The organism is Streptomyces sp. NPDC059900 (assembly GCF_050270335.1).
Classification (GTDB): Bacteria; Actinomycetota; Actinomycetes; order Streptomycetales; family Streptomycetaceae; genus Streptomyces.
In genome coordinates this window covers 33270-60252 of sequence record NZ_JBNNJZ010000002.1, presented here as the reverse complement: position 1 = coordinate 60252, position 26983 = coordinate 33270, and the positions used below count along the sequence as shown (strand labels likewise).

Annotated in this window: 22 protein-coding genes; 13 read left to right on the top strand and 9 right to left on the bottom strand. The window is 71.3% G+C overall.

The window, feature by feature from the left end:
• The first annotated feature begins 21 nt into the window (after positions 1-21).
• The 11 genes from proB (at position 22) to ACQKIP_RS00785 (ending at position 14780) form a co-directional block, all read left to right on the top strand.
• Positions 22-1041, top strand: coding sequence for a glutamate 5-kinase (proB, locus tag ACQKIP_RS00835; RefSeq protein WP_365863969.1), 1020 nt, complete (start codon positions 22-24; stop codon positions 1039-1041).
• Entirely contained in the window at positions 1031-1204 is a 174-nt protein-coding gene (locus ACQKIP_RS00830) for a hypothetical protein (protein WP_365863971.1), read from the top strand. The genes proB and ACQKIP_RS00830 overlap by 11 nt, the downstream gene beginning before the upstream one ends.
• Positions 1194-2726: an AMP-binding protein gene (locus ACQKIP_RS00825; protein ID WP_365863973.1), complete on the top strand. Its 1533-nt coding sequence runs from the start codon at positions 1194-1196 to the stop codon at positions 2724-2726. Before ACQKIP_RS00830 ends, ACQKIP_RS00825 begins: the two co-directional genes overlap by 11 nt.
• Complete coding sequence (locus ACQKIP_RS00820; RefSeq protein WP_365863975.1) at positions 2723-7057, top strand: non-ribosomal peptide synthetase; 4335 nt, start codon at positions 2723-2725, stop codon at positions 7055-7057. The genes ACQKIP_RS00825 and ACQKIP_RS00820 overlap by 4 nt, the downstream gene beginning before the upstream one ends.
• A 165-nt stretch (positions 7058-7222) precedes the next feature.
• Positions 7223-8422 (top strand): IS701 family transposase, encoded by a 1200-nt coding sequence (locus ACQKIP_RS00815; protein ID WP_427741815.1) that lies wholly within the window; start codon positions 7223-7225, stop codon positions 8420-8422.
• Between the two features lie 78 nt (positions 8423-8500).
• Positions 8501-9118, top strand: a complete 618-nt coding sequence (locus tag ACQKIP_RS00810) for a TetR/AcrR family transcriptional regulator (protein WP_365863980.1) — start codon at positions 8501-8503, stop codon at positions 9116-9118.
• 100 nt (positions 9119-9218) lie between these two features.
• Positions 9219-10133 (top strand): UTP--glucose-1-phosphate uridylyltransferase, encoded by a 915-nt coding sequence (locus ACQKIP_RS00805; protein ID WP_365863982.1) that lies wholly within the window; start codon positions 9219-9221, stop codon positions 10131-10133.
• Positions 10134-10331: 198 nt separating this feature from the next.
• The gene (wecB, locus tag ACQKIP_RS00800) at positions 10332-11507 is read left to right on the top strand and encodes a non-hydrolyzing UDP-N-acetylglucosamine 2-epimerase (protein ID WP_365863984.1); all 1176 of its coding nucleotides are present in this window, start codon (positions 10332-10334) and stop codon (positions 11505-11507) included.
• Positions 11508-11524: 17 nt separating this feature from the next.
• Positions 11525-12220: a hypothetical protein gene (locus ACQKIP_RS00795; protein WP_365863986.1), complete on the top strand. Its 696-nt coding sequence runs from the start codon at positions 11525-11527 to the stop codon at positions 12218-12220.
• Between the two features lie 55 nt (positions 12221-12275).
• Complete coding sequence (locus ACQKIP_RS00790) at positions 12276-13535, top strand: FG-GAP repeat domain-containing protein (RefSeq protein WP_365863988.1); 1260 nt, start codon at positions 12276-12278, stop codon at positions 13533-13535.
• Between the two features lie 156 nt (positions 13536-13691).
• Positions 13692-14780: a ParB/RepB/Spo0J family partition protein gene (locus ACQKIP_RS00785; RefSeq protein ID WP_365863990.1), complete on the top strand. Its 1089-nt coding sequence runs from the start codon at positions 13692-13694 to the stop codon at positions 14778-14780.
• A 1-nt stretch (position 14781) separates the two neighbouring features.
• Here ACQKIP_RS00785 and ACQKIP_RS00780 read toward each other — a convergent pair whose 3' ends face one another.
• Complete coding sequence (locus tag ACQKIP_RS00780; RefSeq protein WP_365863992.1) at positions 14782-15603, bottom strand: alpha/beta fold hydrolase; 822 nt, start codon at positions 15601-15603, stop codon at positions 14782-14784.
• Between the two features lie 12 nt (positions 15604-15615).
• The gene (locus ACQKIP_RS00775; RefSeq protein ID WP_365863994.1) at positions 15616-16824 is read right to left on the bottom strand and encodes an MFS transporter; all 1209 of its coding nucleotides are present in this window, start codon (positions 16822-16824) and stop codon (positions 15616-15618) included.
• Between the two features lie 351 nt (positions 16825-17175).
• On the opposite strand from ACQKIP_RS00775, the gene ACQKIP_RS00770 reads away from it, so the two are divergent.
• Positions 17176-18333, top strand: coding sequence for an acyltransferase family protein (locus ACQKIP_RS00770; protein ID WP_365863996.1), 1158 nt, complete (start codon positions 17176-17178; stop codon positions 18331-18333).
• Between the two features lie 97 nt (positions 18334-18430).
• Complete coding sequence (locus ACQKIP_RS00765) at positions 18431-19099, top strand: TetR/AcrR family transcriptional regulator (RefSeq protein ID WP_365863998.1); 669 nt, start codon at positions 18431-18433, stop codon at positions 19097-19099.
• Between the two features lie 24 nt (positions 19100-19123).
• Here the strand turns inward: ACQKIP_RS00765 and ACQKIP_RS00760 are convergent, their stop codons facing one another.
• The 7 genes from ACQKIP_RS00760 to ACQKIP_RS00730 all read right to left on the bottom strand — a co-directional run bounded on the left by ACQKIP_RS00760 (position 19124) and on the right by ACQKIP_RS00730 (position 26980).
• Positions 19124-19927: a class I SAM-dependent methyltransferase gene (locus ACQKIP_RS00760; protein WP_365864000.1), complete on the bottom strand. Its 804-nt coding sequence runs from the start codon at positions 19925-19927 to the stop codon at positions 19124-19126.
• Between the two features lie 2 nt (positions 19928-19929).
• The gene (locus ACQKIP_RS00755) at positions 19930-21000 is read right to left on the bottom strand and encodes a hypothetical protein (protein ID WP_365864002.1); all 1071 of its coding nucleotides are present in this window, start codon (positions 20998-21000) and stop codon (positions 19930-19932) included.
• Positions 21001-21061: 61 nt separating this feature from the next.
• A complete protein-coding gene (locus ACQKIP_RS00750) occupies positions 21062-21898 on the bottom strand; it encodes an SAM-dependent methyltransferase (RefSeq protein ID WP_365864004.1) in 837 nt (278 codons plus the stop codon).
• 47 nt (positions 21899-21945) lie between these two features.
• Complete coding sequence (locus tag ACQKIP_RS00745) at positions 21946-23472, bottom strand: FAD-binding oxidoreductase (RefSeq protein WP_365864006.1); 1527 nt, start codon at positions 23470-23472, stop codon at positions 21946-21948.
• Between the two features lie 67 nt (positions 23473-23539).
• Complete coding sequence (locus ACQKIP_RS00740; RefSeq protein WP_365864008.1) at positions 23540-25081, bottom strand: FAD-dependent monooxygenase; 1542 nt, start codon at positions 25079-25081, stop codon at positions 23540-23542.
• A gap of 48 nt (positions 25082-25129) precedes the next feature.
• Positions 25130-26533, bottom strand: a complete 1404-nt coding sequence (locus ACQKIP_RS00735; RefSeq protein ID WP_427741808.1) for a cytochrome P450 — start codon at positions 26531-26533, stop codon at positions 25130-25132.
• Between the two features lie 168 nt (positions 26534-26701).
• The gene (locus ACQKIP_RS00730) at positions 26702-26980 is read right to left on the bottom strand and encodes a winged helix-turn-helix domain-containing protein (protein ID WP_427741806.1); all 279 of its coding nucleotides are present in this window, start codon (positions 26978-26980) and stop codon (positions 26702-26704) included.
• Positions 26981-26983: the final 3 nt, after the last annotated feature.

Sequence of the window (26983 nt, the reverse complement as noted above, 5' to 3'; positions counted from 1 at the left end):
CTGAATTGAGGGAGCACCATCGTGCAGGCGGCCACACAGACAGCAGCAGGACGACGCACCGTGGTGAAGGTGGGCTCCTCGTCCCTGACGACCGCGGGCGGGGGCCTGGACGCCGAGCGCCTTGACGCCCTCGTCGACGCGCTCGCCGCCGCCCGCGCCCGCGGCGACCAGCTGATCCTGGTGTCCTCCGGCGCCATCGCCGCGGGCCTCGCCCCCCTGAAGCTGACCCGCAGACCGGACGAACTGGCCCAGCAGCAGGCCGCCGCCAGCGTCGGACAGGGCCTCCTGGTCGCCCGGTACACCGCGTCCTTCGCCCGCTACAACCTGCGGGTGGGACAAGTCCTGCTCACCAACGACGACGTGACCCGCGAGGACCACTACCGCAACGCCCGCCGCACCCTCGACGCCCTGCTGACCATGGGGGCCATCCCCGTGGTCAACGAGAACGACACCGTCGCCACCGACGAGATCCGCTTCGGCGACAACGACCGCCTCGCCGCCCTGGTGGCCCGACTGGTCCAGGCCCGGCGCCTGATCCTGCTCTCCGACGTCGACGGCATCTACGACGCGGACCCGCGCCTCGCCACCAGCCGCCGCATCACCGATGTCCACGACCTCAGGGACCTGCAAGGCCTCGACCTGCGGACTCCCGGTTCGGGCCTGGGCACCGGAGGCATGGCCAGCAAGATCGACGCGGCCGGCGCCGCGGCCGGGGCCGGCATCGAAGTGACGGTCACCAGCGCCACCCGGGCCGCCGACACCCTCGCGGGCCGTCCCGCCGGAACCCGCTTCCACCCCGCCCGCAGCGAGCCCGCCGCATGGGCCACCGCACGGGCGGTCATCGCCGAGGTCCTCGAACAGCCCGGCCTCACGCCCGCCGACGCCTTCCACGAGCTCGGCGGAACCTCCCTGCACGCCATGCGGATCTGCGCCCGCCTGCGCAAGGAAACCGGTCAACGCGTCCTGCCCCAGGCACTCTTCGAGAGCACCACCCTCGGTGAGTTCGCGGAGCTGCTGTCCGAGGTGCGCCATGCCGCGTGAGCCACGGCCCGTACCGGCGCATGTGCCGCATGTGGCGCACGTGTCTCACCCGGTGGCGCCGCACGCGCCGCGTGAACCCCGGCCCGTACCGCCGCACGTGCTCATCAGCGCCGCCCTCGGTGAGTTCGCCGAGCTCCTCACCGAGGAACACCATGCCGACTGAGATACCGACCGAACCCCGCCCCGCACCCCCGCACGCGCTCATCCACCGGGCCGTCGCCGCCCGGGCCCGCGCCTGCCCCGAAGCCACCGCGCTCGTCCACGGCGACGAGCACATCAGCTACCGCACCCTGGACCACGCCGCCGACACGTACGCCGAAGAACTGCAACGCCACGGAGTGCGGGCGGGCGACCTGGTGCCCGTGGTGCTGCCCCGCGGCCCCCGGCTCATCGCCCTGCTCCTGGCCGTCCTCAAATGCGGCGCCGGATACGCGGCCCTCGAACGCGGCCTGCCCGAGGGCAGGTCGAGCCTCCTGGTACGGCAACTGGGCGCCACCCTCGCCATCGGTGAGCTTCCCTCCCGCCCCGGCCTGCGGCTCGTGACCCCGCAGGTCGAGACGCTGAGCACCGCCGCGGCCCGCCGCACGGCGGCCGTCGACACCGACGTGCCCCCCACCAGCACCGCGACCGTCTTCTTCACCTCCGGCACGACCGGCCCGCCCAAGGCCGTGCTGTCACCCCACCGGGCCACCACCCGCCTTTTCACCGCACAGGAGCCGCTGGCCGGTCTCGCGCCGGGCGCCGTCATGGGCCAGTGCGCGCCCGTCGCCTGGGACGCCTTCTCGCTCGAAGTGTGGGGGCCGCTGACCACCGGCGCCACCTGCGTACCGGCCCCCACCGACCTGCTCATGCCCGACGACCTGCGCGACCTGATCACCCTGCACGGCGTCGACACCATGTGGCTGACCAGCAGCGTGTTCAACCTCTTCGTCGACGAGGACCCCGACGTCTTCGCGGGGCTGAGGCTGCTGATGACCGGCGGCGAGGCCCTCTCCCCGCGCCATGTACGCACCTTCCTCACCCGGCACCCCGGCATCACGCTCCTCAACGGCTACGGGCCCGTGGAGAACTGCGTGTTCGCCACCACCCACCGCATCCGCCCAGCGGACTGCGACCTGCCCACCGGCATCCCCCTGGGCCGCCCCGTCCCCGGCACCGGCATCCACCTGCTCGACGGCGAGATCTGCCTCTCCGGCACCGGCCTTGCCACCGCCTACCTCGCCGACCCCGAAGCCACCGCCGACCGGTTCACCACCGCACCCACCGCCGACGGACCCCGGCGCGTCTACCGGACCGGCGACCGAGGCAGCCGCGACGAGTCCGGCCTCCTGCACTTCCACGGACGGGCCGACCGGCAGCTGAAGATCGCCGGCCACCGGGTCGAGCCCGCAGGCATCGAAACCACCGCCCGCGCCGTCCCCGGCATCCGCGACTGCGCGGTGGTGCCCCGCTCCCGCCCCGGAACGCCGCCCGACCGGCTCGCCCTGTTCTACGTCCCCCACCCCGGCGTGACCCTGCCCCCGGCCGGCCTGCGCCAGATCCTCGCCGCGAAGCTGCCCCCGCCCAGCGTCCCCTCCGAACTGCGCCCGCTGCCCGCCCTGCCCCTCACCGCCAACGGCAAGGTCGACCACCGGGCCCTCAAGGCCCTGCCCTCTCGCCACCCCTCGCCCAGGAGCATGCCGTGACGTCGTACCCCATGTCGTACGAACAGGAGTCGATCTGGCTCAACGACCAGCTCCAGGACGGCGCTTCCCGGTACATCGAATCCTGGAACCACCGGCTGCGCGGACCGATCAGCCCGCAGGCGGTCCGCGCCGCGCTGACCGCCCTGGCCGCCCGCCACCCCGCGCTGCGCACCCGGTTCACCCTGGACCAGGGGCAGCCCGCGCAAATCGTCCACCCGCCGGGCCCGGTCCCGCTCACCGTCGAGACCACCACACCGGAGTCCCTCACCGACGACATCCGCCGCGCGATCGCCCGCCCGCTGCGCCTGGACCAGCCGCCCCTGCTGCGCGCCACCCTGCTCCGGCTCGCCCCCGACGACTCCGTACTCGTGGTCACGCTGCACCACGCCGTCATCGACGGATGGTGCTTCAGGATCCTCGACCTGGAATTCTCCGAGCTCTACCGGGCCGCGGTCAGCGGAGAAACCCCCCGGCTGCCCGACCCGCGCATCACCCCCGGCCAGTACGCCGCCACCCAGCGGGCCCACGGCGACGACGAACACGACGAACTTCTCACCCACTGGCAGACCGTCCTTGCCGGTGCCCCCGACGAGTCGGCCATCCCCGGCAGCAAGCCCCGCCCCGCCGCCCTGGACCACCGGGGCGGCCAGGCCCGCTTCACCATCGACGCCGCGCTCGCCGACCGCATCAGGGACCTGGCCCGCGCACGGCGCACCACCACCTTCGCGATCCTCGCCGCCGCCCTGACCGCCCTCGTCGCCCGGTTCTCCGGCCAGGACGACGTCGTCATCGGCACACCCGTGTCACGGCGCGACCAGGACCCGGACCTGGAATCGGTGATCGCCTGCCTCACCGACGTCCTGCCGCTGCGCCAACAGCTCACCGGCGCCACCACGTTCGACGACCTCATGCGCTCGACCCAGCGCACGGTGTGGGACGCCATCAGCCACCGCGACCTGCCCTTCGGCAAGCTCGCCAAGGCCTGCGCCCCCGACCACACCCTGGCCCGCTTCCCCCTCTTCCAGGTCGTGCTGACCGTCGACGACGCCGCGGCGCCCGGCCTCGACCTGCCCGGGCTGCGCGCCGAGCGCGTGCACGTCCACGACGGCACCGCCAAGTTCGACCTCTTCTTCCACCTCGTCCCTGACGGCGGCGGCTATCTAGGGCTGCTCGAATACGCCGACGCCCTCTACGACGCCGACGTGGCCCGGCACATCGGCCACTGCTTCACCACCCTCCTCGACCAGGCCGTCACCCATCCCGAAACGCCGCTGGACGACTTCGACGCGATCCCGGCGCCCGCGCTCGCCGCCGTCACCGCGCCCCGGGCCGCAGGCCCCGGCACCCCCGATCTCGCACCCGTGCACGAGATGTTCCGGGAGCGTGCCGCAGAGCACCCCGACGCCGTGGCCGTCACCCACGCGACCAGCCAACTGACCTACCGGCAGCTGGACGAGGCCTCCGACGAACTGGCCGCCCGCCTGCACCACCACGGCACCCGCTCCGGCGACCGGATCGCCGTCAGCCTGGAACGCTCCCTGGACGTGCCCGTCGCCGTCCTGGCCGTCCTCAAGGCCGGCGGCTGCTGCGTCCCGGTCGACCCCGCCTATCCCGCCCGGCGGATCCAGCACATGGTGGACGGCAGCTCCAGCCGCCTGCTTCTGACCCGCGGCGCCGTCAAGGCGTCGCTGCCGCCCCTGACCGGACTCACCGTCGTGGACCTGGACACCGCGCACCCGGCCCCGACCGCCGCGCACCCGGCCCCGCGCCCGCTGCCCCGCGTCACACCCGACGACCTCGCGTACGTCGTCCACACCTCCGGATCCACCGGCCGCCCCAAGGCCGTCGCCATGCCGCACCGGTCCCTGGCCCGCCTCGCCGACTGGCAGCACCGGCGCTCGACGTCCGAACGCACCCTGCAATTCGCCCCGTTCAGCTTCGACGTGTTCTTCCAGGAGCTGTTCGCCACCTGGGCGGGCGGCGGCACCCTCGTCCTGACCGACGACGCGACGCGCAAGGACCCCGAGCGGCTGATGAAGACGCTCGTGACCGAGGACATCGACCGGCTCTTCCTCCCGTTCGTCGCCCTCCAGCAACTCGCCGAGTACGCCGCCGCGACCAACACCGCCTGCACCGTCCGCGAAGTCATCACCTCCGGCGAGCAGTTGCACGTCACCCCCGCGATCCGCCGCTACTTCGCCGACGGCCGGTGCACCCTCGACAACCAGTACGGGCCCTCGGAGACCCACGTCGTCAGCGCCCACCTCCTGACCGGCGATCCCGGGCAGTGGCCCGACCGGCCGCCCATCGGCACCCCCGTACACGGAGCCCGCCTCTACGTCCTCAACGCCCGGCAGCAGCCCCTGGCCCCCGGCATGCTCGGCGAGATCTGCATCGGCGGCCCGGCCCTGGCCCGCGGCTACCTCGACAACCCCCGGGCCACGGACGCCGCGTTCCGCACCGCCGCCCTCACCCCCGACGGACCCACCCGCATCTACCGCAGCGGAGACTTCGGGCGCTTCCTCCCGGACGGCACCCTGGAGTTCGCGGGCCGCCGCGACAGCCAGCTCAAGATACGCGGGCACCGGGTGGAACCCGCCGAGGTCGAAACCGCCCTGCGTCACCTGCCGGGCCTCGCCGACGCCGCCGTCATCGGCGTCCCGCTGCCCGGCGGCGGCCACCGGCTCGAAGCCCACTGCGTGGCCACCGCCGGGGCGCCCCGCATGACGCTGCCCGAACTGCGGGCGGCCCTGCGCGACGTCCTGCCGGACCACTGCATGCCCGCCCGCCTCACCGCCCACGATGCCCTGCCCCTCACTCCGAGCGGCAAGCTCGACCGGGCTGCCCTCGCCGCGAGCACTCCCCGGCCCGCCGACGCCCCGGACCCCGCCGCGGACACTTCCCCCGACCCGCGCAGGCGGTGCGTCGCACGGGCCTGGCAGGACGTCCTCGGCCGGCCTCCCGCGCACCCCTCGGAGAACTTCTTCGACGCGGGCGGCGACTCGCTCCTGGCCGTGCGCCTGGTCCTCGCGCTGCGCGGCGCCACCGGCGTGCACCTGCCGCTGCCGACCGTGTTCGCCGCCCCCACTGTCGCGGGCCTCGCCGAGCGCCTGTCCGCTCCCCACGAGCCCGCCGCCGCCCACCGCGCGCAGCTGCCGCCGGTCACCCTGCCCGCGGACATCAGGCCGAGCCGGACCGCCGACCCCACGGCCGTTCCCCGCCGTCTCGTCCTGACCGGGGCGACCGGCTTCCTGGGCGCCTACCTGCTGGGTGACCTGCTCACCCGTACGGACGCCGACATCCACTGCCTGGTGCGGGCCTCCGACGACACCGCCGCCCACCGGCGCGTGATCGAAGCCCTGCGCCGCTACGACCTGTGGCGCCCGGCCTGGAGCTCCCGTATCCGTGCGGTGGCGGCCGACCTCGCGGCACCCCGCTGCGGGCTCTCCGAGGAGCGGTTCGCCCACCTGGCGCGCACGGCGGACGCCGTCTACCACTGCGGCGCCGACGTCAACCTTGCCCACTCCTACGACCAGCTCAAGGACGCGAACGTCGGCGGCACCATCGAGATGCTGCGCCTCGCCGCCGCCGAACGCACCGTGCCGCTGCACCACGTCTCCACCGTCGGCGTCCTGGCCCCCGAAACCGCCGCCCCGGTCCACGCCGACGACCCGCTGCCGCCGCCCACCCGCCTGCGGCACGGATACGCGCAGACGAAGTGGGCCGCGGAGGCGGTCATCGACCGGGCACGCGAGCGCGGGCTGCCCGTCACCGTCTACCGCCCCACCCGCATCGCGCCCGACAGCCGCACCGGCGCCTGCCAGGAAGCCGACTACTTCTGGCTCCTGGTCAAGAGCTCACTCGAAGCGGGCCTCGCCCCCACCAGGGCCGGCCTCTCCTTCGACCTCGTACCGGTCGACCACGTGGCCCGCACCCTGGTCCACCTCTCCCGCCAACCGGCTGCATCCGGCCGTACGTTCCACATCGCGGCCGAGGACCCCCTGCGGCTGAGCACCGCCGTGGGGTGGCTGCGCGAGGCCGGGCACACCCTCGCGGACGCGACGTTCGAGGAGTGGTCGCAGCGCATCGAGACGAGCCATGCGTCACCGACCGGCCTCGCCCTCCTCGGCATCACCCACGAGCACCGCCCGTCCGGCGGCCGGGAGCCGGCCTTCGACACCTCCACCACCCTGGCCCTGCTGCCCCGGCACGAGCACGGCCACCTCGCCTTCACCCGCCCTCAATTCCTGGCGGCCGTAGAGGCCTTCACCGCCGCGGGATTCCTGCCGTCGCCCGCGCCCGGACCCGCCTTCGCGGCACAAGAGGCGTGATCCGACTTGCCGAAGTGTTTCCCGGCCGGGGCCACGGCCGGGAAACATAACGGAACTTCTGTAATCTCCACGGCCGTACACCCGGCCCACGGGTGATTACAGAAGGGGGATTCTCCGATGCCGCCGATGATGCCGATACCGACGTCGACACTGACGCCGATACCGATGTCGATGCCTCGGTCCGACACGTTCCAGTTCTGCGAAAGACTCTTCGGCCATCTGCCTCGCGCGGATCAGCGGAAGTGGGCGCAGACCTACCTGGAAGGGATTCTCGGAACCCCGGGAAAGAAATCGGTGCGGCGTCTCGCGCAGGCGGCCACCGGCTCCGATTCGGCATGCCAGTCACTGCACCAATTCATCAATGCCAGCCCGTGGGACTGGAAACCGGCCCGCGAGGAGCTCATACGCCTGATCGAGGAGCAGGGCGAGGCGCTGACCTGGTCCGTCGCCACCGCCGTGCTGCCCAAACGAGGGGATCACTCCGTCGGCGTCCACCGCCGCTTCGATCCCGACGCGGGCCGTACCGTCAACTGCCAGGTCGGCATCGGGCTCTTCCTGACCGTGCGGGACCTGACCCTGCCCGTGGAGTGGCGGATCCTGCTGCCCGACCGCTGGGAGCAGGACACGGAACTGCGCCGCCGCACGCGCATCCCCGCCACCGCGCGGCCGCTGCACCAGGGGGCCCACATCCTCGACCTGACCGGCGAGTTCCTGCACCCCGACTCCGAACCAGACCCCGGCCCCGACCCCGCCTCCGTACCCGCGGCCCCGCTCCTCGCCGACCTGCGCAACGAACCCCGCGCCGCGGACGTCATCACCGGGCTGAGCCGCCAGGGCCACTCCTTCGTCGCCGCCGTCCCCGGCACCCTGACCGTGACCCCCGGCAGCCACCTGACCGCCCGACCGCGCCCGCACACCCCCCTCGAACCGACGGCGATGACGGCGACGCGCTTTCTGCGCCTGCATCCCTCCGCGCACCGCAGGCGCGGCACGGCACCCGGCGACGACACGACGGCCAGCGGTCTCGTCCGGGTGCCCGGTGCCGCCCGCGGCCGCTCCTTCCGGCTCTTCACCGAACACGGCGACCGGACGGAACACGGCGACCGGACGCCCGGTCAGGACAACCCCCTGTGGCTCACCAACATGATCACTCGGCCGCCCCGTGACATCGCCCGGCTGACCCGGCACCTGGCCCACTGCGCGGAAACCGTCCGCGAGCTGTCCGATCACTACGGCCTGCTCGATTTCGAAGGGCGCTCCTTTCCCGGCTGGCACCGGCACATGACCCTCGTGTCCGCCGCCTACGTCTACGACACTCTCCACCGGAGAACCGTCCCCTTCGCGCCGAATCAGACGGCCGCGTGAAATCAAGTTGCCGAAATCGCAGCGGAATGGGCCACTGCCACTATTTCCCCCGCGATGCCGCATGCTGAGCTTGCGCGTGTGACGCAAGACAGAGCCGTTCATACCCGCCGACGCATACTGTCCGCCGCAAGCGAGGAGTTTGCGGCAGCCGGTTTCCGCGGCACCTCCCTCGCCAGGATCTGTGAACGCGCGAACCTTTCCACGGGCGCCCTCACCTTTCATTTCCCCTCCAAACAACACCTGGCCCTGGCCGTCGTCCGGCTGGGCCACGCGGTCACCGAAGCAGCCGTCGACAACGCCGCGCGCCGCACGGCGGTCCCGCTCACCGCGGTCATGAACGTCACCCTGGCGCTCGTACGACTCCTGGACGAGGACCCCGTGGTGCGGGCTGCGGCCCGCCTGGCGCAGGAAGGCCCCGAGGCGCAGCAGCCCTGGCAGTCGCTGTGGCTGCCGCAGCTGCGCTGCCTGGTGGCCCGCGCCCACTGCGCGGGCCAGCTCGCCGAGCACACCGACCCCGGGGACGTGCTCGCCCTCGCCGTCCACCTGGTGGCCGGAGCCGAGTGCCCCGGCCCCGGCCTCGCCGCGGACGACGGGCAGGACCTCGCCCTGCGGGCCGACCGCGTCTGGCACCTGGCCGCACAGGGCTTCGCACCGGCCGCCCCCGGACCCCGAACAGACCCGCGCCCGGGGCCGTGACCTGCCGAAGTCGGCCTGTACCCGCAGCCGAGTTGGCGAAGTAGCACCGCCGGGGCCGCAACCGGACCGAGTCCGCCGCGGCGTCGCTAGCTTCGCCTGCATGAACACCACAGCGCCCCGGCTCACCAAAGCGGTCATCCCGGCAGCGGGCCTCGGCACCCGCTTCCTGCCCGCGACCAAGGCAACCCCCAAGGAAATGCTCCCGGTCGTCGACAAGCCCGCGATCCAGTACGTCGTCGAGGAGGCCGCGGCAGCGGGCCTGACCGACATCCTCATGGTGACCGGCCGCAACAAACGCGCCCTGGAAGACCACTTCGACCGCAACCACGAACTGGAAGAAGCCCTCGCCCGCAAGGACGAGCACGCCAAGCTCGCCCACGTGCGCGCCCCGACCGACCTCGCCGACATCCACTACATACGCCAGGGCGACCCCCGCGGCCTTGGCCACGCGGTGCTGTGCGCGGCCCCGCACATCGGGCCGCACCCCTTCGCGGTGCTGCTCGGCGACGACCTCATCGACCCCCGCGACCCGCTCCTCGCCCGTATGGCGCAGGTCCAGGCGGAGCGCGGCGGAAGCGTCGTGGCCCTGCTCGACGTGGGAGCGGAGAACATCCACCGCTACGGATGCGCCGCCGCCACACCGCCCGCAGGCGGCGACACCGTACGCATCACCGACCTCGTCGAGAAGCCGGCCCCCGGCACCCAGCCGAGCACCCTCGCCGTGATCGGCCGCTACGTCCTCGACCCCGAGATCTTCGACGTCCTGCGGCGCACCCCGCCGGGCCGCGGCGCGGAGATCCAGCTCACCGACGCCCTGGCCGAACTCGCCCTGTCCGGCAGCCCGGTGCACGGCGTCGTCTTCGACGGCCGCCGCTACGACACCGGGGACCGCACCGAGTACCTCAAGGCGACCGTACGCCTGGCCACCGAACGCGAAGACCTCGGCGAGGAGTTCCTGACCTGGCTCACCGACTTCGTCGATGACCGCCGACTTGCCAAGGTATCCGCCGGATGACGGCGACCGGCCAAAACCGAATGCCCTTTTCGTAGGGTCGAATCCGTCGGCCCCGCACGCGTCACCCAGGCCCCTCACCAGGCGGCCGCTCCCCGGGGGCAGGGCACCACGCCCTCCCCATCTTCACGCGCCCCCGCCGACAGCGCGCCGGCCAGCCCGGCACCAGCGGCCCGTGGGCGCCGAGACCGAAGAGAGCACATGCGCACCGTAGCCGTCATCCTCGGCACCAGGCCCGAAGCCATCAAGTTCGCCCCGGTCATCCGGCAGCTCCAGCAGGACCGGCGCTTCAGACCGGTCGTCATCTCCACCGGACAGCACCGCCAGATGCTCGACGAGACGCTGAGGACCTTCGGCCTCACCGCCGACATCGACCTGGGGATCATGACCCCCAAGCAGACACTCACCCAGGTCACCCACCGCTCCCTGGAAGGCCTGGAGAGCCACCTGGGTGCCCTGAAGCCGGAGGCGGTCCTCGTCCACGGCGACACGGCCACCACCCTCGCCGGGGCCCTCGCGGGATTCCATCTGCGTATCCCCGTCGTCCATGTCGAGGCCGGGCTGCGCAGCGGTCACCTGCGCTCTCCCTTCCCCGAGGAGGGCAACCGCCGACTCGTCGCGCAGATCAGCCAGTTGCACCTGGCGCCGACCCCGGGCAACCGCGCCAACCTGCTGCGCGAGGGCATCGACCCCAAGAGCGTCGTGGTCACCGGGAACACCGTCATCGACGCGCTGCACTGGGCCGTCGGCCAGGCACAGGACTACGACGAGCCCGCCCTGCGCGACATCGGCCTCGACCACCGGCGCATCATCCTCGCCTCCGCCCACCGCCGCGAGGCATGGCCGCACCTGCCCCGGATCGCCGAGGCCTTTCGCACCATCGCCGACGAACCCGACGTCCGCATCGTCATACCCCTGCACCGCAACCCCGCGGTGCGCGACGCGATGCTGCCCCACATCAGCGACCACCCCAACATCACCGTGGTCGACCCGCTGCCCTATCTCCCCTTCTGCAAGCTGATGTCCCGGGCGGATCTCATCCTGTCCGACAGCAGCGGCAGCCAGGAAGAAGGCCCGGCGCTCGGCAAGCCCACCCTCGTGATCGGCAACGTCACCGAACGCGGCGAAGCCGTCGCCGGAGGCAGCGCGAAGCTGGTCGGCACCGGCACCGACGGCATCGTCGAGAGCACCGTCGAGCTGCTGCGCGACCCCGACGCCTACGCCCGCATGGCCACGGCCGCCAACCCCTACGGCGACGGCCGGGCCACCGGGCGCACCATCGGCGCCCTCGCCCACTTCTTCGGCATGGGCCCGGCCGTCACGCCCTTCGACCCCGCCCGGCCCGACCAGCGGCACCTCGCCACCACCGGCGTCTGACCCACCCGAGGACCTTGATGCCCACCCTGCTCGCCAACACCGAAACCCCGCTGGACTTCGGCACCGACCTCATCGAGGCAGCCGTCGTCCACCGCGCCGAGAACTACCGCATCGACGCGCCCACGATCGTCGTCAACCCCACCACCCGGCCCGTCACGATCGGCGCACGGCCCCACAAGACGATCCCTGCCTGGTCCTCCACCATCCTGCGCGACACCACCGTCCAGGACGCCGAACACGTACTGACCCTGCGCTGCGACCCCGACGCCGTATTCGCGGGCCTGATGCACGACCCCGGCTGGCAGCGCTTCGGCGACCTCGACCTGTGGAAGGGCCCGCAACACACCCTGGGCACCCTCGACTTCGATCCTGCCCACGCACTGGGCGAGCGCCCTGAGGCAACGGCCCCGGAGACCTTCCGGATGACGGCCAACCTGTGGTTCGCCCCGGCCGCGACCGACTGCGCCATCCACAACCGGCACGACTTCATCGAGGTCCACACCCAGGTGCACGGCCACGGCCGCATGCAGAAGTTCCACCACCGGGACCACGCCACCCTTTACCAGGACATCCGCATGAGCCCCGGCTACACGACCCCGGACCCGTTCTGCGCCACGGCCGACGACGGCTCCTTCGCCTACCCCTGGCACCAGTACTACGCCGACACGGACTGCGTCTGGCTCGCCCTCGAATTCCATGCCACCGACCGATAGCCCCACAGCCGGAACGACAGCCCGTACGACAGCCAGAACGACAGGAAGCCCGACCATGCCCCACGCCCGTCAGCCCATCCAGGCCCCCGCCTTCACCCCCGAACTCGTCGCCGACCAACTCCGCGACGGCTACTGGCTCGAAGCCCCCGACATCGACGCCGACGGCCGCCCCGACCTGTTCGGCTACGGGCTGCGCCTGGGCGAGATCTACTGGTACCAGAACGACGAGAAGTGGACCCGCCGCCTCGTCGCCGACAAGATCAAGATGCCGGTGGGCGCCGACTACGCGGACATCAGCGGCAACGGCCACCCCGACATCATCGTCTGCTACGACCTCTACGGCCCCATCGGCACCATCCACGACCCCAACACCGCCGGCGGGAAGATCGACTGGCTGGAGAACCCCGGCAGCCCGGACAAGGACGAGACCCGCTGGAAGCGCCACTACGTCGGACGCGCCACCGGCATGCACCGGCTGCGGGCGGGCTACTTCACCCAGCGGGAGCGGCTGGAGATCATCGGACTGCCCATCGTCGCCAAGGAAGACGTCCACGCGGTCCTGCCCGTCGTGCTGTTCACCCAGCCCGATGACGTCGACACCGCCGACGAGTGGCCGATGACCGTCATCGACGACAGCCACTTCCGCATGATCCACGGGGCGGAGAAGAAGAGCGGCCTCATACCCGGCTCCGACCTGGAATCGCTCCTGCTCGCCTCCGACGAGGGCGTGACCTGGCTGTACTGGGACGAGCAGCGCGAGGACTGGGTGCGTGAGCTCATCGGCACCGGCGAGACCACCCAGTTCGAGCAGACCGGGTTCCGCGGCAGCGGCGACCTGAACGCCGGCCGCATCGGCGACGACCCCATGGGCTATGTCGCGGCCATCGAGCCCTTCCACGGCAACACCGTGGCCGTCTACACCAAGAACAGCGCCGCCGACGGCGAAGGCTGGGAGCGCACGCTCCTCGACGTGTTCGGCGACCCCAACGAGAACGGCGAAGGACCGGGCCACCAGATCCTGTGCGCCGACTTCGACGGCGACGGCGACGACGAGTTCCTGGTCGCGCTGCGCGGCCCGTGGCCCTGGCAGGGCGTCATGTACTACAAGGCCATCGACGCGGCCAACGGCATCTGGTCCAAGTGGCGCGTCTCGGACGACTCCGTCGCCCGTATCGCGGCCGCCGACTTCAACGGCGACGGCCGGCTCGACTTCGCCACCATCGCCTACTCCGTGCAGAACTACTACGTGGCCAAGGACGCCAAGCTGGTCGTCCACCGCAACCAGATGGACCTCGGCGGCACACCCGCCGAATAGCCCGCCGCCGGCCCGCCCTTGCCTCCGATGCGACTCCATCGGCGGCAAGGGCGGGCCACGCCGCGCCATCACCGAAGCCCGGCCCGCGCGCGAGAGCCCGGACACGCGACCGCCCGGACACCTGAGACGGGGGAGAAACACATGGGGGAGACACACATGGCAGCAACCCGGCCCGCTCCTGCCCGGACCATCGCCGTGCTCCCCGCCGACGCGGCCGACGACAAGCCCCTCACCGGCAGCGCGCCGCGCCTGGCCACCGTCCACCTGGTGCCCCTCAGCCGGCTCCAGGTCACCGAGTCCCCGCGCTGCGAGGGCGAGAACACCGAACACACCCGTGCCCTCGCCGCCAGCAAGGAGAACCTGCCGCCCATCCTCGTGCACCGCGACACGATGCGGGTGATCGACGGCGCCCACCGGGTCCGCGCAGCCCTCCTCCAGGGCCGCACCACCATCGAGACCCAGTTCTTCGACGGGCCCGCCGACGAGGCGTTCATCCTCGCGGTCAAGGCCAACCTCGCGCACGGCCTCCAGCTGACCAAGCAGGACCGTACGGCAGCGGCGGCCCGCATCGTCGCCACCCACCCGCAGTGCTCGGACCGCGCCATCGCCGCCACCACCGGGCTCTCCGTCAAGACGGTGAGCGCGATCCGGCGGTGTGCAACCGACGACATTCCCCAGTTGCACGCCCGCGTCGGCCTGGACGGCCGCATCCGCCCCCTGAGCACCGCCGACGGACGCACCATCGCCGCCCGCTACATCGCCTCCAACCCCACCGCCTCGCTGCGGGAGGTCGCCGCCGTCTCCGGCATCTCCACCGGCACGGTGCGCGACGTCCGCCGAAGGCTGCGCCGCGGAGACGACCCCGTACCGGTCAAGCAACGCCCCGACACCGAGCCCCGGCGCCCCGCCCCGGCCCAAGATGCCGACACCAACGGCGCACCCCGGACGGCGCGCCCCGCGGCGAACCGGCCCTCCGTGCTGCACGTGCTGCGCCGCGACCCCACGCTGCGCTTCACCGAGACGGGGCGCGCCCTGCTGCGCCTCCTGGACAGCCGCGTGCAGGCGACCGCCTTCCAGGAGCAGCTGATCTCCGGGCTCCCGCCGACCAGCAGGCAGGCCGTCGCACAGGCCGCACGGGAGTACTCCGAGGCCTGGCTCGCCCTGGCCGACCGGATCGAGACCGAGCGTACGCAGACGGCGGCGGAGCCCCGCCCCGCCGCCGCTCCCCACGCCCCGCAGCCCTGATCTACCGGCTGCCGACGGGCGCACTGACGTCGTCCAGGAAGTTCTCCAACGTCTCCCGGAAGAGCGCCGGTTCCTCGAAGGGCAGCGCGTGCCCGCCCGCCAGCTCCAGGTAGGCGGCGGAGGGGATCGCCTGTGCCAGCTGCCGCTGGTGGTGGCGCGGAACGATCAGGTCGTGGGAGCCCGCGACCACCAGCGTCGGGGCGCTGATGCGTTCCAGGTCCGCCGTGATGTCGACGCGCGCGTTGAGCGCGCACTGACGGGCCATGCCCGACGCGTCGAAGAGCCCGTCGAAGCCCGCGACGGCGACGTCGAAGTCCGCAGCGGAGCGGGCCGACAGGCTGCCGGGGCCCATGGCGGTCAGCTGGAGGACCCGCGAGAGGAGACTCTTGTCGACGCGCAGCAGACGCTGCCACGTCTCGAACTGGAAGGCCTGCCACGGATCGGTGGCGGCCCAGCCCGCATGCAGGAACAGCGAGCGCACCCGCCCCCGCTCCCGTGCCGCGGTGGCCGCGGCCACCACGGCACCCAGGGAATGGCCCGCGAGATGGTACGAATCCAGCCGGGCCGCGTCCGCGGCGGCGACCACCTGCGCGACGAGATCATCGATGCTCAGGGGCCCTCCGGCGTCCGTCGTGGCACCCGAACCCGACAGGGTCGGCGCCACGACGGTGAACCGCCGTGAGAGGGAATCGATCAACGCTCCCCATGTGCCGAGGGCATCGGCCCCCGTGCCGTGGACCAGAACGAGACCCGGCCCTGCGCCCACCACGAGACAGTCGACGCTGCTGGCGCCGCCGGACAGTTCCACCTGGATCATCGGCATGTCGAAGCTCCCTCAGACCCGGGCCGGAGCGGCATCGGCGGTGCTGCTCTCGCCCTCCGGCACCGCCACCGGGTGCTTGCCCCGCCGGGAGGTGAGCGCCGCGACGACGGCCAGGACGAGACCGGAGCCGCTGAGCAGCGCACCCACCCAGTTGGTGTCGTTGTAGGCGAAGCCGCCGCTGATGGCCAGGCCGCCCGCCCAGGCCCCGATGGCGTTGCCGAGATTGAAGCCGGCGATGTTGGCCGCCGACGCGAGCGTGCCCGCGCCGGGCGCCTCCTGCATCACCCGGGCCTGCAGCGGCGGCACCGTACCGAAGATGACCGCACCGAGCAGGAACAGCCAGATCGCCGCAAGCGGCTTGTACTCGGCGGTGAAGGTGAAGGTGGCGAGGACGACGGTCAGTGCCGTGAAGAGAACCAGGATCGTGGCCATGGGGGCGCGGTTGGCGGCCTTGCCGCCCAGGGCGTTGCCCACGACGAACCCGCAGCCGAAGACCACGAGCAGCCACATGACGCTGCCCGACGCGAAGCCCGTGATCTCGGTCATCATCGGGCTGACGTAGCTGTAGCTGGCAAACAGACCGCTGAAGCCAAGGGTGGTCATCGCGAGGGCCAGCCACACCTGCGGCCGCTTGAACGCCGCGAACTCCTGCCGCAGCGAGGCCTCGGGATCGGCGGGCTGACGGGGAATCATGGCTCCGACGGCCAGGATGCCGAGGACACCGAGCGCGGTCACGGCCCAGAACGCAGAACGCCAGCCCATCGCCTGGCCGAGCCACGTGCCCGCGGGCACCCCCACCACGTTGGCGATGGTGAGTCCGCTGAACATCATGGCCACCGCGCCGGCCTGCTTGCCGGGGGCGACCACCGAGGCCGCGACCACCGAACCGATGCCGAAGAACGCCCCGTGGCACAGGGACGAGACGATCCGCCCGGTCAGGAGCATGCCGTAATTGGGGGCGAGCGCGGAGAGCGCGTTGCCGACGACGAACAGCACGAGGAGCCCGGTCAGCACATGCTTGCGGCTCACTCGTGTGGTCAGGGCGATGAGGGCGGGCGCCCCCACCGCCACCCCCAGCGCGTAGCCGGAGATGAGCAGCCCGGCGGTGGGAATCGATACGGACAGATCCCCCGCGACCTCCGGCAGCAGACCCATGATGACGAACTCATTGGTCCCGATCGCGAAGGCGCCTATCGCCAGGGCTAGTAGTGCGAGTGGCATGGGGAACCCCTTTTGAAGATGCATCCAACGGAGCGGATCCAACAGAGCGGGCAGTTCTTTCGCCTGCCCGTGGCAGACGAACCAGACCGTTCCACAGGCCCGCTGACCGGGCAATGCACGGTTGCACGAAGCGATCCCCCGCCGCTCCGGCCGCACGCTCGCTGTGCAATTTCCAAAAGGCCGCTGTCTACGCCCTCCAGGGCGAAAATCGGTAAGGTCCCCGAGTTCCGAGACCACACCGTCAAACCCTCAAGAGGAATTCCCGTGACACAGGTTATGCCGAAACCCGCCCGTGACAGCGGTGCGCCAGCAGTTCGAGCACGTCCGAGCAAGCTTCCGTCGCTGACCGGTGTGCGCGCCATCGCCGCTGTTCTCGTCGTGCTGTTCCACGCATCCCTCACCGAGATGCTGAACCCCTTCGCCGACACGAATGTGGCCGACGGCTACAAACTCGTTTTCAGCAAGGCGGGTTGGCTCGCCGTGTCATTCTTCTTCGTGCTCAGCGGATTCGTGCTCACCTGGTCGGCCAGACCCACCGACACCGTCACGGGATTCTGGAAGCGCCGATTGCTGAAGATCTACCCCAACCACATAGTGGTCTTCGCCCTGTCCATGGTGCTTTTCGCCGCCGCGACCGCGAAAGCCGCCGTATGGCTGCCGAATCTGCTCCTCATCCATTCGTGGTTCCCCCGCGAAACGACGTTCATCAGCATCAACCAGCCCGCCTGGTCGCTGTGCGCCGAACTCCTCTTCTACCTGATCTTCCCGTTCGTCATCCCCGTCGTGCGGCGCATGTCCGCCCGTGCTCTGTGGTCCACGGCCGCGGCGATGGTGACGGGCATGGTCGCCCTTCAGGTGGTCGTCGACCTCTTCCTGCCCCAGGGCCCCATCACGGTCAATCACCCGCTGTCCGAGCCGCAGTGGTGGATCTCGTACAACTTCCCGCCGTCCAGGCTCTTCGAGTTCATCCTGGGCATGGTGATGGCGCGTCTGGTCATGGCGGGCAAGTGCCCCCGGATCGGCCTTGCCCCGGCCGCGCTCCTGATGGCCGCGGGCTACGCCGTCGCGCTGGTGGTGCCCTGGCAGTACGGCCTCACCGTCGCCATGATCGTCCCGATCGCGGTGCTCGTCTGCTCGCTGGCGCAGGCCGACGTCGCGGACCGGCACACGTTCCTGCGGAGCAGGACGATGATCTGGCTCGGCGAGATCTCCTTCGCGACCTACATGTTCCATTTCGTGGTGCTCGTCATGGCCGGGAAGTGGCTCGACGGCCGTCTGCTCGCGACCCCGGCGGCGACCGCGCTGGTTGTCGCCGCGCTCCTGGTCTCCCTGCTCGGCGGCTGGCTCCTGTACGTCGGCGTCGAGCGCCCCGTGATGCGCCGCTTCGGCCGCACCCGCCCGAAGCCGGGCGCCGTCGGGGAAACCCCGGCGCCCCGGGAGCAGCCCCGGGAGCCTGGCGAACCCCGGGACGACCGGGAACGGGAAATGGCCGCGTCAGGACAGCACTGACGGCGCCATCGGCAGCGACGTGCCGCCCGCAGCCATGACATGCGACATGTGTGGTGCAGGTATGACCCCTGGCGGAGTGTGGACGTAGCATGTCGGGGTGACGGCGCAGAAGCAGCAGACGAACCGGCAGGCGGACCAGCAGACGGGGCAGCAGACGAGCCGCCAGACGAAGCGGCCCCTTCGGGCCGATACCGAGCGGACCATCCAGACGATCCTGGAAGCGTCCGAACGCGTCCTGGCCGCCAACCCCGCAGCGACCATGGAGCAACTCGCCAAGGCCGCCGGGGTCGCCCGCACCACCGTCCACCGCCGGTTCGCCACCCGCGACGCGCTCCTCGACGAGCTCACCGGCTGGGCCGCCCGGCAGTTCGCGGACGCCGTCGACGCCGCACGGCCGGACGCCGCACCGCCGCTCGTCGCCCTCTACCAGGTCACCGCCAACGTCCTGCGCGTCAAGACCGACTGGTCGTTCTCCATGAACCGCGCGGCCGAGGGCGTCAACCCCGAGGCGGACCGCATCCACGCCGAGGTCCGCACCACCTGCATCCGGCTCTTCCGCCGCGCCCAGGAAGCGGGCGTGCTCCGCCCCGACATCGACCTCGACTGGACCCGGCGCGTCTACTACGCCCTCATCCACGAGGCGGCCAAGGAAGGAGCGGAAGCCGAGGGCGGCGCGGACGCGGACGCGCTCGCCACGCGCGTCATGGACACCCTGCTGCGCGGCGCCGGAGACCCGTCCCGGCTCGGCGGGCACGCGGGCATCTGAAGCCGTCGCTGCGGGTCAATACACCTAGCGCGCGGCGGACGCTCCCTCCGCCGGGACCGACGCGGTGACGGCGAAGGCGACGCTGTAGGTGAGCGTGTCGGGGCGGTCCAGGTGCTCCATGAACAGGGAGAAGAACTCGTCGGCAAGCTCGTCGCTGCCCAGCGCGGCCGTGGCCGTGGGCCTGGCGACGTCGAATTTCAGCGCCCACTGTTCCCGCCGCACGGGATCGATACTGCCCGCGATCAGGTGGTAGGGCTCGACCGCGACGTCGATGTCGCGCAGCCCGCAGCGCAGGGCCACGGTGTACAGCTTGCGCCCCACCTGCCAGTCGAACCCGCGCTCGGCGGTGCCCGCGAGCACGCCGGAGAGCAACTCCTGGAGCCGGTCGTCGATCGGGTGGTTCCAGTTGAGCTGGCCGTCGAGTTCGTACAGCACGATCGTGCCGCCCGGCCGTATGACCCGGCACAGTTCCCGGACCGCGGCCTCCACGTCCGGCACGAACTGGAGCATGAGCCGGCAGTAGCCGAGGTCGAAGGCATCGTCGGCGAACGGCAGATGGCGGACATCGGCCTCGACGGCGGTTCCTTTGCCGCCGAGATTGCGCCGCGCCTCGGCGACCCGGTGGCTGCCGATGTCGACGCCGGTGACGGTGATGCCCCGGCCGCGGTCCGCGACCGCGGCGGCGATGACGCCCGGCCCGCAACCGGCGTCGAGGACGTTCATCCCGGGACGCAGGTGCGCGTCGAGCCGGTCACCGACCCATCGGTCGGGGTCGACCTTCTCGCTGAGACGGCGGGCTTCACGCGTGTCCTCCATGAGATAGCGCATGTTCAGGCACTCCGTCGTCGTTGCTGCGTCCGGTCGCTGTAGGAGTCGCACACCGCCTGGCAGGCGTGCCGGAAACCCCTGCGGGTGGTGATGATCTCGGCGTACTTGCGGGTGGGGTGCAGGCCGAGGCCGGTCAGGACCCGCGTGGTCCGCGGAGCGGACATGACCGGGACCGGGGCGCCGGGGTAGTCCCGGTAGACCTCACGTGTGCGGTGCAGCAGTGCCGCCGCCGCCTTGCGCAGCACGGCCGGGTCAGCGGTGTGGTCGAGGACCAGGTCGCACTTGTTCTCCAGGAGCGAGGGATTGATGCCGAAGGGGCCACGCTGGCAGAGGGCGAGCCCCACCAGCCGACCGCGGACGGAGGCGGCAAGCGGGACTTGGTAGCGGCGCAGCCCGCAGCGGCCCCAGATACGGTCGAGTTCGTCCCACCGGGCGTCGGGGCCGGTGAGTTGGGCCGCCGGGGCGTACAGCGCCCCGCGCGCCTCGGCGACCAGGCGCAGGTGATCGTCGCTCAGCGAGCCGTCGAGGCGCTCGACGTCGATCTCGGGGTACCGCAGGTCACCACCGGGCCGGTACGGGCAGTAGTCCAGGTCCACGACGGTGGTGTTGTCGCGGTCCTCGGCCACCCGGTGCGCGAAGTCGGCCGCGACCGGATGCCCGGGCCGGAACCAGCTGGAGCGGAACTGCGCCCCGGCGTCCGACAGGTGACGGTACCCGGCGACGACCGCCGCTCTGGTGACGTACGGGTTCTTGCCGTTGGACACCAACGACGTGAGGGCATAGGTGTGTTCAGCGGCTCGCCACAACGTGATCGCGGCCCACGCGCCACGCTCGTCGGAACAGTAGACGAGGGTGAACAGGTCGTCCGGACTGCGCAGCGCGCGATCCCAGTTGGCCCGGACGAGCGCCAGATTGCTCCCGAGCATCTTCCTCTTCTGCTCGTAGAGGAAGCCCGCCTCCTCGTACATCGCTTGCAGTTCGATCCCGTCGATTTCGTTCACGGCGATGCGGTAGCCGTCCAGCAGCGGCGCGAATCCGGGGAGCAGGTCTTGTGGGTAGTCGTGGCCAAGCATGAGTTTCCAACCTCCGGTCATGGGCGAGGCGAGGGAGGGGCACGGCGGTCGGCTGCTCCCCTCACTCCTCGGGCCGCCGGGCGGCGATCAGCACGTATCCGATTTCCGGTGTCCACTCGAGCCGTCGTCCTTCCTCCAGGCGCCGCTCGAACTCCTCGGCACCGATCGCCCGCACGTACTCGTCGCGGCACGCTTCCGCACCTGCCACGAAGTGGCGGCTGGAACGGCGGGTCCGGTCGCTGACGTCGGCGATCTCCAGGGGTTCGAGGCCGGCCTCGCGCAGCAGCGCGCCGTACTCGTCGATCCGCACCATGGAGTAGGTCTCGTCCGACGTCTCCGCCTTGGGCGCGCCGTCGCCGTTGTCGCCGGGCAGGGTCGGCCGTGCGATGTCGGCGAGCGCGAGGCGGCCGCCGGGACGCAGCACGCGCCTGATCTCCTGGAGCGCCCGCAGCTTGTCCGGCATGTGCATCATCGACTCCAGCGACAGCACACCGTCGAACGTACCGTCCGGATAGGGCAGGCTCATGGCGTCGACGACCTCGAAGGAGGCCGCCCCTGCCAGGCCCGTCGCGTTGCCCGCACGCTCGTTGGCGAGGGCCACCTGGCGGGGGCTGATGGAGATTCCCTTGATCGTCACCGGGTGGTCGCGGGCCAGCTTGAGCGCGGGCGACCCGATACCGCAGCCCGCGTCGAGCACGTACTGGCCGGGCCGCGGGTCGAGCCGCCGGATGACCTGCTCGGTCATGTGGTCCACGGCCTCTTCGAAGCTGCTGTCGTCGTCGGGTCCGCTCCAGTAGCCGTAGTGGAGATTGCCGTTCCACAACTTGGCCATGACGGTGGTGATCTCGTCGTACATGTCGGCGACCTTGCTGCTGCTGGGCGCTTTCTCCGTCGTCATCGCGCGTCAACCTCTCTCAGCGGGTGTGTGCGTGGTCAGGGGTGCTTTCAGCTGCCGATGCTCTGCCCGAACCGGAAGAACCTGCCGGGGTCGTAGGCCTGCTTCACGGCGGTCAGCCGTGCGTAGTTCTCTCCGTAGTAGGCCGTCCGCCAGTCCGTGAGGTGCGGGTCGGGAAAGTTGATGTAGTCCTCGGGAATGCCGTAGCGGTCACACACCGCGAAGCCCTTGTCGGCCCACTTCTGCGCGGCCTCGCGGCTTGAGCCGTCCGGGCTGTCCTCGTTCAGGCCGACCGTGTAGCCGATGTAGTACTGCGAGGTCCGGTGCACGTACGCGGTCTCCCCGCGCCCCACACGGTTGGCCTGGCCGCCCAGGGCGAAGAAGGTCAGATAGCGGAACTGCTCCTTGACGCGGTCGGCGTCGAACGCCTCGATCAGTTCCCGCACCGCGGTACGCGAAAGAGGCCGGTCGGCGAGCCGCCCGCGGTCGACCGCGAAGTGGTAACGCGGGACCTTCGCCTCGGGGTTGCTGCCCACCAGGTGGCACTCCTCGACGGAGTAGTCCCCGCACTCGTACAACTGCATCGACGCCTTGTCGTAGGGCAGGTCGGCGATGTCCTCGGTGGCGGGCCGCCGCCCGATGGCGTCGACCAGTTCGTTGCGGGCCCGCCGGAAGTCGCCCTCGCTGCCCAGGAAGGCTCCGTGGACCAGGAGTTGCGGCACCGCGTCGGGTGTCGACTTCGCCAGGAAGATCGCCAGGGTCGATCCCCAGGAGTCGGGGGCGTGCCGCAGCCACTCCAGATAGGCGTGGGTGACGTCGACGGCGTGCTCCCAGTCCCAGGTCAGGTTGAAGTTCACCAGGGAAGGGATGGAGACCGGCCGGACCTGGAAGCCGGTGACGATCCCGAAGTTGCCGCCACCGCCGCCCCGCAGCGCCCAGAACAGGTCGGCCTCGGACTTCTCCGACGCCCGCACCACACTGCCGTCGGCAAGGACCACCTCCGCGGACTGCAACATGTCCGAGCCCAGACCGTACTTACGGGTCGCCCAGCCGATGCCGCCGCCGAGCAGATAGCCGCCCGGACACACGCTCGGACACAGCCCGGAGATGGTCTGGAGGCCGTGCGGTGCCAGCTGGTGCACGATGTCCACGGCCTGCGCGCCCGGCCCCAGATGCACGGAGCCGTCACCGGGGCGCACCCGGTTCATCCGCGATACGTCGACGATCAGGCCCGGTGTGGTGGACCAGCCGGCGTAGTTGTGGCCGCCGCTGCGCGGGGCGACCGGCAGGTCGTGGGCGGCCGCGAAACGCAGACACCGCGCCACGTCCCCGGCCGTCTCGCAGTACGCGACACACTGCGGACGCACGGAGTTGAACTGGCCGAGCACCATGGCCTTGGCCTGCTCGTAACCGCGATCGGCGGGCAGCACGCACTCGCCGCGCAGCGCGTCGCGCAGCCGCCCCCAGGGAATGCGGTCCCCCGTCCGGCTGAAGGCCTGATGCGCCCCGGTGCTCACGGTGGCCGCCAGCGCGGCCCCGGTTCCCAGTCGCAGCGTCGTACGTCGGTCCAACAACACGGAAGGATCCCTTCGGGTCGTGCCTGATCGGCTTTCCTGGTACGGGGTGTCAGCGTGGTACGAGGTGTCAGCGCGCGGTCGAGCCGGCGCGGGGCCGCACTGCCCCGGCGCCGGGACGGGCATCGCCGCACCAGCGGGTCAGCGCGCCGCGCAGGGCACCGGTGTCGTCGGCGTCACCGGCCCAGGCCACATAGCCGTCCGGGCGGGCGAGGAGCACCTCCGGCAGCCGGACACGGCCCTGGGCATGGCTGCGGGTGACGTGGATCCGCTCGCCCCAGCCGTCGGCCGCGAGGTCCGCGGCCCGGCCGCCGGGGGACTGGTCGAGCAGGACGAACCGCCGCTGCCGGAAGAGTTCGAACAGCCGCCGGCCGCTGCCTTCGCGGCCGTGCAGGGTGGCGTCCGGGACACGGGTGCCCACCAGGGAGTTGTGCCGGTCCTGGCGCGGCGGCGGATAGCGCAGCGTGAAGTTGGCGAACTCCTTGAGCACCGGCGTCTGCAACGGCCCGAAGCGGCCGCCCTTCATGATGAGCCAGCGTGCGAGGCGGGCCGGCGGGGAGTCCGAGATCTCGAAGCGGAAGTTCATGTCCGTCTTGCGCAGGGTGGCCGCGGCGATCGGCAGCCGCTCCTGCTCGTAGGAGTCGAGCAGGCCGTCCGGTGCCCAGCCGTGCAGTTCGGCCGCCAGCTTCCAGCCGAGGTTCATGGCGTCCTGGATGCCTACCTGAAGCCCCTGTCCGCCGGAGGGTATGTGGGTGTGCGCGGCGTCTCCGGCCAGCAGCACCCGCCCGCGGCGGTATCGGGTTGCGTGCCGCTGCGAACTGCGGAAGCGGGACAGCCACAGGGGGTCGTAGGGGGCCAGGTCGATGCCGAGGATGCCGCGGATGCTGTCCGACGCGTCCGCCAGCGTCAGGGGCTGCTCCACCGGGACGGTCATCTTCTGCCGGTCGAGGATGATCAGGCGGTAGGTGCCGTCGCCGAAGGGGTAGGCGGCGACCATGCCGCGGCGTGTGATGCGTGCGTAGATCTCCGGGTCGGGGGGACGGGCCAGCGGGGCGTCGACGATCATCAGGGACTGGTGGTAGTCGCGGCCGGGGAAGGGGATGCCGACGCTCTGGCGTACGGTGCTGCGGACTCCGTCGCAGCCGACGAGGTAGTCCGCGGTCCGCGTCCGCCGGGTGCCGTCGGAGCCGGTGATCTCGACCCGCACCGCATCCCGGTCCTGGTGCACGGCCGTGACTTCGGCCCCGCGCTCGATCTGCGCGCCCTCCTCCAGGGCCGCCTTCTCCAGGAGTTCCTCGGTGCGTGACTGCGGGATGATGAGGATGTACGGGAACGGCGTGTCCAGGCGGCGGTACTCCAGGTGCCCGCGCAGGTCACCCAGCGGGGGCCGGGTGCAGGGCAGCCCCGCGTCGAGGCAGGGCTCCATCTGGTCGCGCATGTCGAGCAGTTCCATGGTGCGGGGCATCAGGCCGAAGGCCCGGGAGTACGGGGAAGGCCGGCGCCGCTTCTCCACGACGTGGCACCGGATGCCGGAGCCGCTGAGTTCGCCGGCGAGGGCGAGGCCGGTGGGGCCGGCTCCGGAAATGATGACGAGGGGCGGGTCGGTGGACACGAGTTCTCCTGGGGGCTGCCGGGGAAGGGGGAGCGCGCGGAGGGGGCGCTAGGGCAGTCGCACGCTGTCGCGGATGTTGCCGCGCAACGGCGTCGGGGGCGCTGTCGTGCCGCGGGGCAGCAGCCGCATCGGCAGACCGTCGCTCGGCACCAGCGAAACGCGCATCGACCGGTTCACCCGGGTGCCCGGCACCAGCACGGGGCGGAACTTCTGGAGCAGCACCGCCAGGACGGTCTTCATCTCCAGCATGGCGAAGTGCCGGCCCACGCAGTTGTGGGCGCCGGCCCCGAACGGCAGGTACTCGTACGTCGAGGGGCTCTCCCGCTCCCAGCGGGCCGGGTCGAAGCGCAGCGGATCGTGGTAGGTCTCCTCCAGCCGGTGGGTGACGTAGGAACTGAAGAACACCATGGCGCCGGTGGGCAGTTGGTACCTGCCGAAGGCGGCGGGCCGCGCGGTGTAGCGGATGAGCATCGGGGCGGGCGGCAGCAGGCGCAGCGTCTCCTTGAGGACGGCGTCGAGCAGCGGCAGCCGGCCCAGTTGGTCGTCGTCGGGCGGCCCGCCGCCGCAGACGGCGCTGACTTCGTCGGCCACGTCGTTCATCAGCCGCGGATGCTGGTCGAGCAGGAGGAGGGTCCACATCAGGGTGGCCGTGCTGCTGTCGTGGCAGAAGGCGGTGTAGGCCTCGCCGACGAGTTCGGCCTCGCTCAGCCGGCTGCCGTCTTCGTCCTCGGCGTGGACCAGGCTCGTCAGGACGTCGTTGCCGGTACTCCCGCCCGCGCGGCGTTCCCGGATCATCTCCAGGAGCAGTGCCTCGATCTCCTCGCAGGTGCGCAGAGCCGTTCGGAAGGGGCTGGCCGGCAGGTCGTAGGGGGCCAGCAAGGTCAGGGGCGACGCGGCCACCCGCAGCAGCCGGCTGATGAGTCCTTGCAGCCGGTCGATCCTGGCGGGGGCGTCGATGTCGAACACGGTCCGCATCGCGGTGAGCATGATGATGCGCGCGAGGGCGTCGTGCATCGGTACGACGTCTCCGGCGCGCCAGCGGGACAGACAGCGCTCGGTCACGTCGGCGACGGTCTCCCGGTGCACCAGGACACGGCGGGCGCTGAAGGAGGGCTGCATGAGCCGGCGATGTGTGCGGTGCGGATCGCCGTTGCGTCGCAACAGGCCGTTGGTGAGCCGGTAAAAGGAACTCTGCTCCGGAATCCGTACCTCACGGAATGAGTCGGCGATGAAGACGTCCGGCTCCGCGAAGATCTTCTTGAGGTACTCCGGGCCGAACGCGAAAACGTGGCGCGGACGGTGCGGGTCCCAGGCGCTGGCCTGACCGTAGCGGGCGTACTGGCGCATGAAGTATTCGGCTGGATCACCCAGCATCCGCAGTCCCCGGGTGCGCCAGCCCACCAGGGGGATCTGCGCGGGGCCGGGGAGCTGGGCGGGTGCTGAGACGGCCATAGCGTTGTTCATGGAGTCTCCAGAGGTGGTCCATGAATAGGTCTCGTGAGCCGGTGGCCGCGACGGTGTTCTCCGGATTACGCGACCTTGGCCGACACCGTACAAGCGGCTGAGTGCGGTCGGACGCGCAAGGAAAGAAGCGGGAAAGAACCCCTGCCGCCGAAAGGCTCAGACCGAGGGGGCGGTGTCGGGTTCGAGTATGTAGCCCCGCCCCCAGGCGGTCTGGAGGACCAGGCCCAGCGGCCGTATGCGGCGGCGTATGCGCATGATGTGCAGGTCGAGGGCGTTGCGCGTGCTGCATGCTTCGCACTCCTCGAGGCACTCCAGGAGCTCTTCCCGGTGGACGAGCGACTGGAAGGCGTCGGTCATGCATTCCAGCAGGTTGGTCTCCACCGGGGAGATGGCCACCACACGGTCGCGGTACTTCAGAGCGCCGCTCGGATCCACCCG